This is a genomic window from Heyndrickxia sporothermodurans, assembly GCF_003055045.1.
GTDB lineage: Bacteria > Bacillota > Bacilli > Bacillales > Bacillaceae_C > Heyndrickxia > Heyndrickxia sporothermodurans.
On sequence record NZ_NAZB01000019.1, the window covers coordinates 63,826 to 78,384 of the forward strand.

Annotated in this window: 17 protein-coding genes; 16 read left to right on the forward strand and 1 reads right to left on the reverse strand. The window is 34.0% G+C overall.

Going from position 1 to position 14,559, the window contains the following annotated elements; translation table 11 throughout:
* Nucleotides 1–10: 10 nt before the first annotated feature.
* From ypeB to rpsA, 6 genes are all read left to right on the forward strand, one after another.
* Nucleotides 11–1,360 (forward strand): germination protein YpeB, encoded by a 1,350-nt coding sequence (gene ypeB / locus B5V89_RS07945; protein WP_108071366.1) that lies wholly within the window; start codon nt 11–13, stop codon nt 1,358–1,360.
* 97 nt (nt 1,361–1,457) lie between these two features.
* Complete coding sequence (locus tag B5V89_RS07950; RefSeq protein WP_066228698.1) at nt 1,458–2,108, forward strand: flagellar brake protein; 651 nt, start codon at nt 1,458–1,460, stop codon at nt 2,106–2,108.
* A gap of 87 nt (nt 2,109–2,195) precedes the next feature.
* The gene (locus B5V89_RS07955; RefSeq protein ID WP_066228695.1) at nt 2,196–2,399 is read left to right on the forward strand and encodes a YpfB family protein; all 204 of its coding nucleotides are present in this window, start codon (nt 2,196–2,198) and stop codon (nt 2,397–2,399) included.
* A gap of 94 nt (nt 2,400–2,493) precedes the next feature.
* A complete protein-coding gene (gene cmk / locus B5V89_RS07960; protein ID WP_107920389.1) occupies nt 2,494–3,174 on the forward strand; it encodes a (d)CMP kinase in 681 nt (226 codons plus the stop codon).
* Entirely contained in the window at nt 3,171–3,755 is a 585-nt protein-coding gene (locus B5V89_RS07965) for a lysophospholipid acyltransferase family protein (RefSeq protein WP_108071368.1), read from the forward strand. The genes cmk and B5V89_RS07965 overlap by 4 nt, the downstream gene beginning before the upstream one ends.
* Nucleotides 3,756–3,939: 184 nt before the next feature.
* A complete protein-coding gene (rpsA, locus tag B5V89_RS07970) occupies nt 3,940–5,079 on the forward strand; it encodes a 30S ribosomal protein S1 (RefSeq protein WP_108071370.1) in 1,140 nt (379 codons plus the stop codon).
* Between the two features lie 96 nt (nt 5,080–5,175).
* On the opposite strand, the gene B5V89_RS07975 is transcribed toward rpsA, so the two are convergent.
* Entirely contained in the window at nt 5,176–5,310 is a 135-nt protein-coding gene (locus B5V89_RS07975; protein ID WP_066228686.1) for a YpzI family protein, read from the reverse strand.
* Nucleotides 5,311–5,414: 104 nt separating this feature from the next.
* Here B5V89_RS07975 and B5V89_RS07980 point away from each other — a divergent pair, with 104 nt between their 5' ends.
* The 10 genes from B5V89_RS07980 (at nt 5,415) to B5V89_RS08025 (ending at nt 14,558) form a co-directional block, all read left to right on the forward strand.
* Nucleotides 5,415–6,017: a YphA family membrane protein gene (locus B5V89_RS07980; protein ID WP_108071372.1), complete on the forward strand. Its 603-nt coding sequence runs from the start codon at nt 5,415–5,417 to the stop codon at nt 6,015–6,017.
* A gap of 249 nt (nt 6,018–6,266) precedes the next feature.
* Complete coding sequence (gene der / locus B5V89_RS07985) at nt 6,267–7,577, forward strand: ribosome biogenesis GTPase Der (protein WP_066228838.1); 1,311 nt, start codon at nt 6,267–6,269, stop codon at nt 7,575–7,577.
* Between the two features lie 42 nt (nt 7,578–7,619).
* The gene (locus B5V89_RS07990) at nt 7,620–8,660 is read left to right on the forward strand and encodes an NAD(P)H-dependent glycerol-3-phosphate dehydrogenase (protein WP_108071374.1); all 1,041 of its coding nucleotides are present in this window, start codon (nt 7,620–7,622) and stop codon (nt 8,658–8,660) included.
* A gap of 288 nt (nt 8,661–8,948) precedes the next feature.
* A complete protein-coding gene (locus tag B5V89_RS07995) occupies nt 8,949–9,152 on the forward strand; it encodes a DUF2768 domain-containing protein (RefSeq protein WP_066228678.1) in 204 nt (67 codons plus the stop codon).
* Nucleotides 9,153–9,187: 35 nt separating this feature from the next.
* Nucleotides 9,188–9,895 (forward strand): hypothetical protein, encoded by a 708-nt coding sequence (locus tag B5V89_RS08000; protein ID WP_425319822.1) that lies wholly within the window; start codon nt 9,188–9,190, stop codon nt 9,893–9,895.
* 250 nt (nt 9,896–10,145) lie between these two features.
* Nucleotides 10,146–11,624 carry a stage IV sporulation protein A gene (gene spoIVA, locus B5V89_RS08005; protein WP_108071378.1) on the forward strand — a complete coding sequence of 493 codons (1,479 nt, stop codon included), beginning with the start codon at nt 10,146–10,148 and terminating at the stop codon, nt 11,622–11,624.
* 248 nt (nt 11,625–11,872) lie between these two features.
* Nucleotides 11,873–12,145, forward strand: a complete 273-nt coding sequence (locus B5V89_RS08010) for an HU family DNA-binding protein (protein WP_066228667.1) — start codon at nt 11,873–11,875, stop codon at nt 12,143–12,145.
* 204 nt (nt 12,146–12,349) lie between these two features.
* Nucleotides 12,350–12,916, forward strand: coding sequence for a GTP cyclohydrolase I FolE (gene folE, locus B5V89_RS08015; RefSeq protein ID WP_066228664.1), 567 nt, complete (start codon nt 12,350–12,352; stop codon nt 12,914–12,916).
* Between the two features lie 117 nt (nt 12,917–13,033).
* On the forward strand, nt 13,034–13,819 hold the full coding sequence (locus B5V89_RS08020; RefSeq protein WP_108071380.1) for a heptaprenyl diphosphate synthase component 1: 786 nt from the start codon (nt 13,034–13,036) through the stop codon (nt 13,817–13,819).
* A 31-nt stretch (nt 13,820–13,850) separates the two neighbouring features.
* Entirely contained in the window at nt 13,851–14,558 is a 708-nt protein-coding gene (locus tag B5V89_RS08025; RefSeq protein ID WP_066228658.1) for a demethylmenaquinone methyltransferase, read from the forward strand.
* Nucleotide 14,559 lies beyond the last annotated feature (1 nt).

A 14,559-nucleotide genomic window follows, 5' to 3' on the forward strand; every position in this document is an offset into this window, starting at 1 on the left:
GGGGAGAAAAATGATTAGAGGTATTATAATTACAGTTCTTACGCTCGGGGTAATTGGTACAGGCGCTTGGGGCTATCAGGAACATCGGGAAAAAAACGCAATATTAATGAATGCTGAAAACAATTACCAACGAGCATTTCATGATTTAGCTTATCAAATGGATACTTTACATGACAAAATTGGTACGACATTAGCGATGAATTCCAGAAAATCATTGTCGCCTGCACTTGCTGATGTTTGGAGGTTAACATCTGAAGCCCATAATAATGTCGGTCAATTGCCTTTAACATTATTACCATTCAACAAAACAGAGGAGTTTCTTTCAAATATCGGTAAATTCAGCTATCGAACAGCAGTAAGAGATTTAGATAAAGAACCTCTCACAAAAGATGAGTACGGAACATTAAAAAAGTTATACTCACAAAGTGCAAACATTCAGGATGAATTGCGTAAAGTACAACATCTTGTATTAAAAAATAATTTACGTTGGATGGACGTTGAAATGGCCCTTGCAACGGGAAAAGAAGCATCCGATAACACGATTATTGATGGTTTTAAAACCGTGGAAAAAACGGTTAAGGGTTACGACGAATCCAATATGACGGATCCCTCACTAATGAGCTATCAAAAGAAAAATCAAAACTTTGAGGATGCACCAGGGAAAAAAATTAGCAAGGAAGAAGCAATTCAGATTGCGAAAAAGTTTACAAATAAGAATAACCTTTCAAAGGTGAAAGTAACTGAAAGTGGAAAAGGTTCAAAATTTGGGTTTTTTAGTGTGACCTTTGTTGATAGTAACGGAAATGAAGGAAATATAGATATTACTAAAAAAGGCGGTCACCCTATTTATTTTATTGAACGAAGGGATATTGCAAAGCAAAAGCTTAGTTTAAATGAAGGAATGAGCTCAGCGAAAAAGTTTATCGATAATAATCATATTAAAAATATGGAAGAATTTGAAACGACCCAATACGATACGATAGGGGTATATTCATTTGTAACAGTTGAAAATGATATTAGAATATACCCCGAGACATTAAAAATAAAAATAGCCTTAGATAATGGTGAAATAGTGGGCTTCACTGCACAAGATCTTTTAAAGAATAAAAAGAAACGAAATATTCCTAACCCTAAATTAAGTAAAAAAGAAGCAAAAAAACATATAAATCCAAATTTGAAAATCATGGAAGATCGACGATCCCTAATAGTCAATGACTTAGGAAAAGAAGTCCTATGCTATGAATTTTTAGGGACACTAAATAATGATACGTATCGAATTTTTATTAATGCCGATTCGGGTGTAGAGGAAAAAGTAGAAAAGTTAAAAAATGCCGAAAAGGTTTATGAAAACACTCTTTAAGAAAGGCGCTTGCCTTTCTTTTTTTTTCTAGAAAAGTTCAAATAGTAATGTCATAATAATTATATAATTAAATTTGATTAGGAAGGATTGCAAGGGAATGCTAAATGTGGGAACGGCCCTTACGCTTGAATCATTAGAAGATGATGGTGAGAAATATAAATGCAAAATAGCGGATATCGATGAGGATAAAATTTATATTGATTATCCTATTAGCTTAACGACAAACCGTACTGCTTTTCTTTTAAATTCATTTCAATTAAATGCAGTCTTTATTACCGAAAACAACGTGGCGTACCAATTTCGAACTCAAGTAATAGGAAAAATAAAAAAGAATATCCCATTAATTATTTTACAATTGCCACCTAAGGAAACATTTAAAAAAATTCAACGGCGACAATTTGTTCGTGTGAATGCCGCTATTGACATTTCAATAAATTGTAAAGAATCTAATTGTCATTTTACTACGATTACTGAAGATGTTAGTGCAGGAGGATGCGCAGTATTATTACCTAATAATATAAAGCTTGTCCAAAATGAAATAGGTAATATGATACTTGTTCTACCAATGCATTCAGGAGAATATCACTATATTCAAACAAATTTTAAAATCATTCGTATTAATGAAGGAGAAAAAAATATAGCTTCAATCGAATTTATTGATATTCAAGAAAAAGATAAACAGCTTTTATTCCGCTTTTGCTTTGAAAAGCAGCTAGAGTTACGAAAAAAAGGATTATTAAAAAACTAACTTTTAGTAACTTCGTATAAAATGTTTCCATAAACCCAATAATGAAAAACAAATTACTAATATTCGTTGTTGGAGGAGTGGAAGCCTTTGAAAACAATTGAGCGCTGGTTTATAAAATTAATTGTCATTCATTTTATGTTTTTATTAATTATCCAAGTGTTTTTACATAGTTCACGTTACTTTCAAGACTTACAAAAAATCACCATTTATGAAGGCGTAAATAAAATGAATGAGACTCCGATTGTTGAAACATGGAGCCATTTAATAGACGATTATAATGAAGGCAGATAATTTTCTGTCTTCTTTTCTTTATTGATAAAATATATGTTAAAATAAAAAAGATATTGTGAAATAAGGTAATTTTATTAGATTAGGGTGGAATGAAATGAACAAAAAAATTAGAATCGCAATTGATGGTCCTGCAGCTGCCGGAAAAAGTACAGTTGCTAAAATTGTGGCAGAAAACTTGTCGTTTATATACATAGATACGGGAGCTATGTATCGATCATTAACACTTAAGGCCATTGAAAATGAAGTGGACATAAATAATGAAGAAGCGTTAGCGGATCTCCTGCATGCGACATCAATAGAACTTAAACCGGGTAAAAACGGACAACTTGTATTTGTAGATGGAATTGATGTAACGAATGAAATCCGTCAAGGCCACGTAACAAACAATGTATCAAATGTTTCAAAACATCGTTTAGTGCGTGAAGAAATGGTAAAGAGACAACAAGCTTTTGCCAAGGATGGCGCTGTTGTCATGGATGGGCGGGATATTGGAACACATGTTATCCCCGATGCAGAATTAAAAATCTTTTTACTTGCGAGTGTAGAAGAACGTGCGGTAAGACGTCATAACGAAAATATTTCAAAAGGTTATCCATCAGACCTTACTCAATTAAAAAAGGAAATTGAACAGCGGGACAAGCTTGACTCTGAACGTGAAGTTGCACCTTTGAAAAAAGCAGAAGATGCAATTATTATCGATACTACATCGTTATCTATCGATGATGTTGTAAATAAAATAATGAACTTAGCTAATGAAAGGATCGAATTAGCGTGACATTTTATTCTTTTGCAAAAGTCGTTGTATGGAGAATTTTTAAACCTCTATTTAGAATTCAAGTAATAGGATTAGAGAACTTTCCTAAAAGTGGCGGGGTTCTTTTATGTCCTAATCACATCGATAATCTTGACCCGCCAGTTGTCGGTATTACCGCCCCAAGGCCAGTTATTTTTATGGGAAAAGAAGAATTATTTAAAACACCTATCGTTAAAACACTAATGAAACACTTAAATGTCTTCCCTGTAAAGAGGGGAATGAACGATAGGGAAGCTTTGAGAAAAGGGCTAAAAGTGCTTAAAGATAATCAAGTATTAGGATTATTTCCGGAAGGTAAGCGAAGTAAGACTGGTGAACTTGGAGAAGGTCTTTCTGGTGCCGGATTTTTTGCGTTAAGATCGGAAGCGGCAGTTGTTCCATGTGCAATTATCGGTCCGTATAAGCCATTTAAAAAATTGAAAGTTGTATATGGTCAACCGATTGACATGAAAGAACTACGTGAAAAAAAAGCAAGTGCAAGTGAAGTTACCGCTGTCATAATGGACCATCTCAAAAAATTAATAGAAACTCATCGTTGCTAAGTCTCTTTACTTGACAAAATGTAGCATTTGTTAGAAGTTTATAGAAGGATTATATTTTGAATTATAAGAAATTAGAAAAGCATGGAAGCTAAATGGAAATATTTATTCGAGTTTCATAGAGAAAAAAGAACTCAAAAACACATGTAGCATCTGCTTTCGGTATTTAGATTAAGGAGGAATACATATGACAGATGAGATGAATCAAGTAGAAGTAAGGACCTTTTCAGAAAATGACAAAGTAAAAGGAACTGTTACAAAGGTTGAGGAAAAGCAAGTTCTTGTTGCCATTGAAGGCAGTAAAATAGATGGTATTATCCCAATCAGTGAATTATCAAGCCTTCATATTGAAAAAGCATCTGACGTTGTAAGTGTCGGTGATGTCCTTGATCTCGTTGTAATAAAAGTCGAAGAGGAAGCTCTTGTTGTTTCAAAACGGAAAGTTGACGCAGAATTGGCGTGGGATGAATTGAAACAACGTTTTGAAAATAATATTGTGTTTGACGCAGTTGTTAGTGATGTAGTTAAAGGTGGCTTAGTGGTTGATTTAGGAATTAGAGGGTTTGTTCCGGCATCACTTGTTGAAGATTATTATGTTGAAGACTTTGAAGATTATAAAGGCAAAACATTGTCATTTAAAATTGTTGAATTAGATCGCGAAAAGAATCGAATTATTCTCTCTCATCGAGCAGTCGTTGAATCTGAAAAATTAGAGAAAAAGAAACAGGCTTTAAAACAAATACAAGCTGGACAAACACTCGAGGGAGTTGTTCAAAGAATTACAGATTTTGGAGCTTTTGTTGATATCGGCGGTGTAGACGGACTTGTTCATATTTCTCAATTGTCCCATGAGCATGTTGATAAACCGTCCGACGTTATTGAAGAGGGTCAAACAGTTAAAGTGAAAGTACTTTCTGTTGATCATGATAATGAACGAATTTCTTTATCCATTAAAGAAACTCAACCTGGGCCATGGGCAAATATTGAAGAGAAAGCACCTAAAGGAACAGTTTTTACGGGTAAAGTGAAAAGATTAGTTTCTTTTGGCGCATTTGTTGAGGTGCTACCGGGTGTTGAAGGATTAGTTCATATTTCTCAAATTTCCCATAAGCATATAAATACACCACATGAAGTATTAAAAGAAGGTCAAGAAGTGCAAGTGAAAGTATTAGATGTAAACTCTGAGGAAAATCGTTTGTCACTTAGCATTAAAGATCTTGAAGAGCGTAATACAGAAGAAGTCATTGATTATGAACTTCCGGAGGAAGCAAAAGGCTTTCAATTAGGAGAAGTAATTGGTGAAAAGTTAAAAGAATTGAAAAACTAAATTTAAAATAAAAACTCTCATTACGAGAGTTTTTTATTTTTGATTAAATATATATAGCTTTCCTGTCCAGCTGCAGCGTCTAGCGCTCAGCTTTTCTTATCCTCTTTGGTTTTTTCTAGCATCTTCCGGTCCTTCAAGCTTTGTTGATCCGTTATAGTGTAGTGCTTGGTCGCGATCTGACTCTACTCGACGACTTGCCTTCAACTTTTTTTCTTGCCGATCTTTTCCCATTGCAAAACACCTCCCTCGATAATTAGCATTTGTACAGAAAAAATTACTATTCATGGTTAGAACTTTTTTTCTTTTCCCATAATGAAAAGAAAGGAGGTGTTTTTGTGAGTGGATTTTTTTATTTATTTTTTCTTTGGAGTGTCTGGATTTTCTCGACTTTTATCATAAGTAAACAAAATAAAATAAGAATCTGGTTAGCGACATTATCATTGCTTTTATTAATTCTTTTTCCGTATAAAATCAATTTATTTACATTAACAATTCAATTGCCATCATTAGTAATGTTAGCTATTTGCTTTTATCATTTCTCAAAACTTTCACTCGTGAAGAAGATATATATGTTTGTAGCAATTCTCATCATGATGACTGGTTTTTGTGGTATGTTATTATTGGAATTATATGATCCGGTTTGGATGTTTTTTGATCGTCGATTTTTACTTGGAGGGTTTCTCTTCTTATTGTCAAAGCTACTTTTTTCACAAACATTATATTCTCAAATCATTTGTACAACTGCAGGAACTTTGCAAGGAGAGGTTATCTATTCGCTTATTCTAAAAAAATGGAATTTTCCCTATACGATAGGGAGTGCTGATTATTTAGATGTATATACAATATTTTTAAGTATAAGTTTTACTTGGACATTTATGAATTATGCATTTTCGAATATTTCTACGAAAAGTAATATTGAAAGAGAAAAGCAAGGTTAAATTTTCATTAATCGCTTATCTCTTCCAATCTATTTATTGCTTGTCAAACATATTATTGATAAACTATCTAGGTTAGTCGTTTACAACATCAATTTTTTATAAGCTCTGTTAAACTTGGTTGTTGATTTTTCGCTGCAGATGCTCGCTTCAATTAACTAGTACAAAAATCAACATAGCACTTTAACGTAGCTTTTTAATCAACAAAAAGTGAATGAGATGGAAGAAAATATATATGAAAGGGTGATTACGGTGACAAAACCAGTTGTCGCGATTGTAGGTCGTCCGAATGTAGGAAAGTCAACAATTTTTAATCGCATTGTCGGTGAACGTATTTCTATCGTTGAAGATGTACCCGGGGTTACTAGAGATCGAATTTACAGTTCTGCGGAGTGGTTAACTCATGATTTTAATATTATTGATACTGGTGGTATTGATATTGGAGATGAACCATTTCTTGAACAAATTAGAAGTCAAGCGGAGATTGCTATTGATGAGGCAGACGTTATTATTTTTATCGCTAGTGGACGTGAAGGAATTACCTCGGCTGACGAAGTAGTTGCAAAAATTTTGTATAAATCAAAAAAGCCTGTCGTTTTAGCAATAAACAAAATTGATAATCCAGAAATGAGAGATCAGATTTATGATTTCTATTCACTTGGATTTGGTGATCCCTTTCCTATTTCAGGGGCACATGGAATTGGATTAGGTGACCTTTTAGATGAAGTAGCCAAACACTTTCCTAAGTCCGAGGATACAGAATATGACGAGGATACAATTAAATTTAGTTTTATTGGACGGCCTAATGTTGGAAAATCATCACTTGTAAACGCTATACTAGGAGAAGAGCGTGTAATTGTAAGTGATATTGAAGGAACAACTCGGGATGCAATTGATTCAATGTACACGTTCGATGATCAAGAATATGTCATTATTGATACTGCAGGGATGAGGAAAAAAGGGAAAGTGTATGAGAGTACCGAAAAATATAGTGTTCTTCGTGCACTACGAGCAATTGAACGATCTGATGTCGTCTGTGTTGTATTAAATGGCGAAGAGGGAATAAGAGAACAGGACAAGCGTATTGCTGGTTATGCCCATGAAGCTGGTAGAGCAATAGTAATTGTTGTGAATAAATGGGATGCGGTTGAAAAAGACGAAAAAACGATGAAAAAATTCGAAGAAAATATTCGTGAACATTTTCTCTTTTTATCGTATGCACCAATCGTATTCTTGTCAGCCAAAACGAAAAAAAGAGTCCAAACATTAATTCCAGTTATTCAAACAGTTAGTGAAAATCATGCCATGCGTGTTCAATCAAGTATTTTAAATGAAGTGATTATGGATGCTGTTGCAATGAATCCTACACCAACGGATAAAGGGAAGAGGTTAAGAATTTACTATGCCACACAAGTGGCTATTAAACCACCAACCTTTGTTGTTTTTGTTAATGAACCCGAACTAATGCATTTTTCTTATGAGAGATTTTTGGAAAATCGAATACGTGATGCGTTTAATTTTGAAGGAACACCGATAAAAATTATTTGTCGTCGAAGAAAATAAGTAAAGAAAAACGCTATATTATTTGATAATTAGGTGATGAAAATGACTTGTAAAAATGAAAAAATTGCAGTAATTGGTGCAGGTAGCTGGGGGACAGCACTTGCAATAGTACTAGCTGATAATGAACATGAAGTTCACTTATGGGGTCATAAGAAAGAGCAAATTGAGGAGATAAATCGTTCTCATACAAATAAAAAATATTTACCTGATATTCAATTATCCGAATCTATCATTGGCTATGATTCTTTAGAGATGGCAATGAACGGCATTAATAATATTGTACTCGCCGTTCCGACAAAGGCTATTCGTGAAGTGTTAGGGAAAATTGCCAAGTTTCAAACAAAACCAATTACAATTATCCATGTTAGTAAAGGGATTGAACCTGATACATTACTTAGAATTTCAGAAATGATTAAAGAAGAATTTCCAAATGATCTCTTGCAAGACATTGTTGTTTTATCTGGACCGAGTCACGCCGAAGAAGTAAGTTTAAGGCATCCAACAACCGTAACTGTTTCCTCGGAAAATGAAGAAGCCGCTAAGCATGTGCAAGATTTATTTATGAACCAAAATTTTCGTGTTTATACCAATTCGGATATTATTGGTGTCGAAATTGGCGGTGCGTTGAAAAACATTATTGCATTAGCCGCAGGGATCTCTGATGGTCTTGGTTACGGTGATAATGCCAAAGCAGCATTAATTACTAGAGGATTAGCTGAGATAGCTCGATTAGGAACAAAAATGGGCGCTAATCCGTTAACATTTTTAGGCCTTTCTGGTATTGGGGATTTAATTGTTACATGTACTAGCGTTCATTCAAGAAATTGGAGAGCTGGAAATATGCTTGGTAAAGGAATGAAACTTAATGAAGTGCTGGAAAATATGGGAATGGTTGTAGAAGGTGTAAGAACAACTAAAGCAGCACACCAGCTGGCGAGGAAATATGATGTACAAATGCCAATTGCTAATGCATTATACAGTGTGTTATTTAATGAATTTAATCCAAAGGAAGCGGTCGATAGCTTAATGGGTAGATTAAAAACACATGAAAACGAAGATTTAACAAATTTATTAAATGATTAATTATCTTCTTATTAGGCATTCGACGATGCAAAACTGTATGAAATTGCATAAAATGCCATGAAGTAAAAGCTTTAAACTAGTGGAATGGGTATCTGTCTAATATTTTTACTGAGGTAAGGTTAACGCCGCTTACCTCAGTTTTTTTATTTTCAGTTACTTTCATTTTTTAAAACAACAATCCATGCTAGCGATTAGTAAGGAATATGTTATAATATGTTCCGTAGTTTGTAGAAAATTAATCTAAAATATGTAGCATGCACCAAATTTTTTGAAAAGGTGGAAATAGGTATGTCTGAATCGATGCTGAAAATGTGGATTTCCATTGCAGGAATGGGTTTATTGGCCGTTGCGATGATTGCCATTTATTTTAGTAGGTACAAAATTAAAATGAAATTATTAAAAGCGATTACTGCATTATTTGCATATTTATGTTTAATTGTTGGCGGCATTATTATGGTATTTGTTGTATTTACTGGACCAACAGGCAATTAAAATTATACCTTTTCGGAAAGGATTGAAATAGTATTTTGAAGAGATTTACACTTCTAATTCTAGTTTTATCATTGATTGCATTTTTAAGTGGATGTATGTATCCTCAAGATAAGTTAGCAAAAAATCAAGTGCCTTATGAAAGTCAAATCGAAGAAGTTCAAAAAGCAGTTAACAAATTTCAAAAGGATAATGATGGAATACTTCCCATTAAAACAAAAGATCAAAGTACACCAATATATGAAAAATATCCAATAGATTTTAAAAAGATGATTCCAAACTATTTATCGGATGCTCCGGGAAATTCATATGAAAATGGGGGTATTTTTCAATATGTTCTAATAGATGTTGAAAACAAACCTAAAGTGAAAATATTTGATTTACGGATAGCTGAGAAAGTAAGAGAAATACATATGCGTATTGACGCTCAAGGGTATCCTCCTTTCAAAGACCAAGTTAGTAAAAATGTATATACGATTAATTATAAAAAAATTGGATATAAAGAGGAGCCGTATGCAATTTCTCCTTATACGAACAATAATCTTCCCTTTGTAATCACAACAAAGGGAGAGATTTATGTGGATTACAGCAGTGACTTATACCAAGCTTTAAAAAATAATAAAGAACATGTGAAACAAGGTGAAGATATCCGCTCTATACTAACGAAAAACTCGCAGTTTGTTCCAGCGTACTCTTTACCTTATACAGTGGATGAAAAAAACGAACCTATTTTTTTGACAAAGTAGTCATAACCCTTTCTTTACAAAATATATTGTAGAGGAAGGGTTTTATTTTTATGGCTTTGTTATTATTTTATGTTGAAATGGGAATTATCCTCTATTTTTCGAAGAATAAGTTAACATGGCCAAAAATGATAGAAAAAAGATGATTATTCATCATTTTATTGTCATAAGAGAATAGGACAACATCATACACATATAGTGTCCAAATCATTTTAAAGATGTACCCGGTAACTTAATGTGGGGAGGGAATCTCTTGGAAAAGGTTGATATTTTTAAAGATATCGCTGAGAGAACAGGCGGCGACATTTATTTAGGCGTAGTTGGAGCAGTACGTACAGGAAAGTCTACATTTATAAAGAAATTTATGGAATTAGTGGTGTTACCGAATATTGCGAGTGAAGCAGATAGAAATCGCGCACAAGATGAATTACCCCAAAGTGCTGCTGGAAGAACCATTATGACAACAGAACCGAAGTTTGTCCCAAACCAAGCTGCTTCTGTCCATGTCGATGACGGTTTGGATGTAAATATTCGTCTTGTTGATTGTGTTGGTTACACTGTACCAGGTGCAAAAGGATATGAGGACGAGAACGGCCCTCGAATGATTCATACGCCATGGTATGAAGAACCAATTTCTTTTCATGAGGCTGCAGAAATTGGAACAAGAAAAGTTATTCAGGAGCATTCGGTAATCGGGGTTGTGATTACTACTGATGGATCAATTGGCGAAATTCCTAGGCATGATTATGTTGAAGCCGAAGAAAGGGTCATTGCGGAATTAAAAGAGGTTGGAAAGCCATTTATTATGGTTGTCAATTCAGCTCGGCCCCATCATCCTGAAACGGAGTCATTACGTAGTTCACTTGCTGAAAAATACGATATTCCTGTTTTAGCAATGTCAGTTGAAAGTATGCGTGAAGGCGATGTATTAAATGTACTTCGTGAAGCGCTTTATGAATTCCCGGTACTTGAAGTAAATGTAAATCTACCAAGTTGGGTAATGGTTTTAACGGAGAATCATTGGCTCCGGGAAAACTATCAAGAAGCGGTAAAAGAAACAGTTAAAGATATTAAAAGGCTAAGAGACGTAGATCGAGTCGTCCAACAATTTAGTGAATACGAATTTATTCATGATGCCGGTTTGGCAGGAATTGAAATGGGGCATGGGGTCGCTGAAATTGATCTTTATGCACCTGACGAATTATATGATCAAGTATTAAAAGAAATTGTTGGTGTTGAAATTCGTGGAAAAGATCACTTACTCGAATTAATGCAGGATTTTTCACATGCAAAAAGAGAATATGACCAAATATCCGATGCATTGAAAATGGTTAAACAAACAGGTTATGGAATTGCTTCTCCAACATTAGGTGATATGAGTTTGGATGAACCGGAAATTATCCGTCAAGGTTCAAGATTCGGTGTAAGATTAAAGGCGGTTGCTCCTTCCATCCACATGATTAAAGTAGATGTGGAATCAGAATTTTCTCCAATTATTGGGACAGAAAAACAAAGTGAAGAACTTGTACGTTATTTAATGCAAGACTTTGAAGATAATCCGCTTTCAATCTGGAATTCCGATATATTTGGCCGTAATTTAAGTTCAATTGTACGTGAAGGAATTCAGGCTAAACTATCGCTTATGCCGGAAAATGCACGATATAAGCTTAAAGAAACATTGGAAAGAATAATTAATGAGGGGTCAGGCGGATTGATCGCCATTATCCTTTAATAGCAAAATGTCAGGCAAAATGCCTGGCATTTTGTCGTTTTTAAGAAAAGTTTCCCATTATTTCACGATTTATTCTTGCTAACGTGATTTTATTGTGATAATCTTTTATCAGAATTGTTGTTGATGCTATTTCAGCAACATTCTTAAGGTTTTTAACGGTTTACATGTATATAAACCGGATAAAATGTTTACTAATGTAAATAAACAAAAACAAAATGTTTTTAATATTTCGGGAGGAGGTGAACGGCATGAACAAAACAGAATTAATCAATGCTGTTGCTGAAAGCACAGAACTTTCCAAAAAAGATGCAACTAAAGCGGTTGATGCGATTTTTGAATCAATTCAAAATGCATTAGCAAATGGTGATAAAGTCCAATTAATTGGATTTGGTAACTTTGAAGTACGTGAACGTGCTGCTCGTAAAGGACGTAATCCACAAACTGGTGAAGAAATTGAAATTGCTGCTAGCAAGGTTCCTGCATTCAAACCAGGTAAAGCGCTTAAAGATGCTGTGAAATAATAAGTACATACGTTTCGCTTTGAGCGTGAAAGAAAGGGCTGATTTTATTAGCCCTTTTTTTCTATTTATAGGGAAGTTTATCAAAGCCATTTTTAAAGAATTTTAGTATGCTTTATGTTTTACTATTTGTATTTTGCTGTGTCCTTTCCTGTATGCTAATATTAAGAAGTTATGATGCACGATTTACAATGCAGGAGGTACAACATGGGAGAGATCAATCGCGAACAAATTGAAGAAGCAATCCGGCTGATTATAGAAGCAGTAGGAGAAGATCCCAATAGAGAAGGGCTACTAGACACACCTAAACGTGTTGCAAATATGTATGAAGAAATATTTAGTGGTATTAATCAAGATCCGAAGGAGTTATTTGAGCTTGTTTTTAGTGAAAATTATGAGGAACTTGTTTTAGTTAAGGACATCCCATTTTATTCAATTTGTGAACATCATCTCATCCCTTTTTTTGGAAAGGCCCATATTGCTTATTTACCACGAAACGGAAAAGTTACTGGTCTTAGTAGGCTTGCCCGCGCAATCGAAACAGTTGCAAAACGCCCACAGTTACAAGAACGTATTACCTCTACTGTAGCAGATGCTATTAATGAAAAACTAGATCCACATGGTGTAATGGTTGTTATAGAGGCGGAGCATATGTGCATGACGATGAGAGGTGTGAAAAAACCAGGTTCAAAAACGATAACAACAGCAGTTCGTGGTTCTTTTGAAACTGATCAATGCGCACGCTCAGAAATTTTGACATTAATTAAATCTTAATTATTCAAATCTCACAGAAAATAAACTTTATATGTTATAATAAATTTTATGTGAATCGTAGTAGAAAAATAAATTTAACATTGTCAGAAATTGAGGAAGAAATGGGGATTAAGGGAAATGAACTTGCAAGAAAGGATGCAACAAGTTGCTTCAATCAAAGAAAATATTCAACAAAAAATATCACAAAATTATTTAATGCAATACATAGATAAACCGTATATTGATGAGGATCGTATCATGATTCTTATTGAAAGCTTATCTGCACTGAACTTGCCTGCTGCAAGCATTGAGCGCTATGTAACAACTGCTATGCTCATCCAAATTGCCCTTGATACCCATGATAAAGTTAATAACGCTAACGAGCCGTTAAAAAAACAGCAACTAACAGTCCTTGCAGGGGATTATTATAGCGGATTATATTATAAACTATTAGCAGAAGTAGAAAATGTCCCACTAATAAGTTCTTTGGCTAGTGGCATTAAGCTTGTTAATGAATATAAAATAATCTTGTATCGAATTGAAGACAATAACCTAAAAGACTATATTCATACATTAAAGAAAACTGAATCTACAATCGTGTCTAAGTTTATCCACTTTTTTGGATTTAATCATTTGTCTCTACTTAGTGAAGAAATATTGTTATTAAATAAACTATTGAGGGAAAAAGAAAAAGCATTAGAAGGCGGATCCTCTTACTTTTTTGAAGCGTTAAAAAAGTTTATCTTCCCTACGAATCAAGATTCTTTTCATCAGCTTTCAAATGAAAATAAGAATGTATTAATTCAGACTTGTCAAAAATACATAAAGCAAACAAAAGATACTATTTTAAATGTGAAGGAACAGGTAAAACTTAATGAACTAATGGATCAGAGGATAAATATACTCCTTAATCAGGAAAGCTAAATGAAACTATTTTTGGAAGAGGGAGAGTCAGGTGCAATCAAAAGAAGAACGTGTACATCATGTATTTGAGTCCATCTACGGTAATTATGATAAAATGAATTCTGTCATTAGTTTTCAACAACATCTTAAATGGCGAAAAGATACAATGAATAAAATGGCTGTTGGAAAAGGAAAAACAGCATTAGATGTTTGTTGCGGTACAGGAGATTGGACGATTGCATTAGCAGATGCAGTAGGGCCAGAGGGAAAAGTTATTGGATTAGATTTTAGTAAAAATATGCTTAAAATTGCAGAGGAAAAAGTTCAAACATTAGGCTTAAAACAAGTGGAAATCATTCATGGTAATGCGATGGAGCTGCCATTTGAAGACGATACATTTGATTATGTAACTATTGGTTTTGGTTTAAGAAATGTACCTGATTATTTACACGTACTAAAGGAAATGTACCGTGTCCTTAAACCTGGCGGATTAGCCGTATGCCTAGAAACTTCTCATCCTACGTTATTAGGTTATCGTCAACTGTTTAATTTCTATTTTCGTTTTATTATGCCTATTATGGGTAAGCTATTTGCCAAAAGTTATAAGGAATATTCTTGGTTGCAAGAATCTGCAAGGGATTTTCCAGGAATGAAAGAGCTTGCGATTTTGTTTGAGCATGCTGGATTTAACAACATTCAATATAAGTCATATAGTGGAGGTGCGGCAGCATCGCATATAGGCTATAAAGAGAAAAGATAAG

Coding starts and splice junctions, on each gene's coding strand:
- B5V89_RS07995 (WP_066228678.1), top strand. CDS start 8,949: ATGTCTGAATCGATGCTGAAAATGTGGATTTCCATTGCAGGAATGGGT.
- B5V89_RS07975 (WP_066228686.1), bottom strand. CDS start 5,310: ATGGGAAAAGATCGGCAAGAAAAAAAGTTGAAGGCAAGTCGTCGAGTA.
- B5V89_RS07990 (WP_108071374.1), top strand. CDS start 7,620: ATGACTTGTAAAAATGAAAAAATTGCAGTAATTGGTGCAGGTAGCTGG.
- B5V89_RS07950 (WP_066228698.1), top strand. CDS start 1,458: ATGCTAAATGTGGGAACGGCCCTTACGCTTGAATCATTAGAAGATGAT.
- B5V89_RS08010 (WP_066228667.1), top strand. CDS start 11,873: ATGAACAAAACAGAATTAATCAATGCTGTTGCTGAAAGCACAGAACTT.
- B5V89_RS08020 (WP_108071380.1), top strand. CDS start 13,034: ATGAACTTGCAAGAAAGGATGCAACAAGTTGCTTCAATCAAAGAAAAT.
- rpsA (WP_108071370.1), top strand. CDS start 3,940: ATGACAGATGAGATGAATCAAGTAGAAGTAAGGACCTTTTCAGAAAAT.
- cmk (WP_107920389.1), top strand. CDS start 2,494: ATGAACAAAAAAATTAGAATCGCAATTGATGGTCCTGCAGCTGCCGGA.
- folE (WP_066228664.1), top strand. CDS start 12,350: ATGGGAGAGATCAATCGCGAACAAATTGAAGAAGCAATCCGGCTGATT.
- ypeB (WP_108071366.1), top strand. CDS start 11: ATGATTAGAGGTATTATAATTACAGTTCTTACGCTCGGGGTAATTGGT.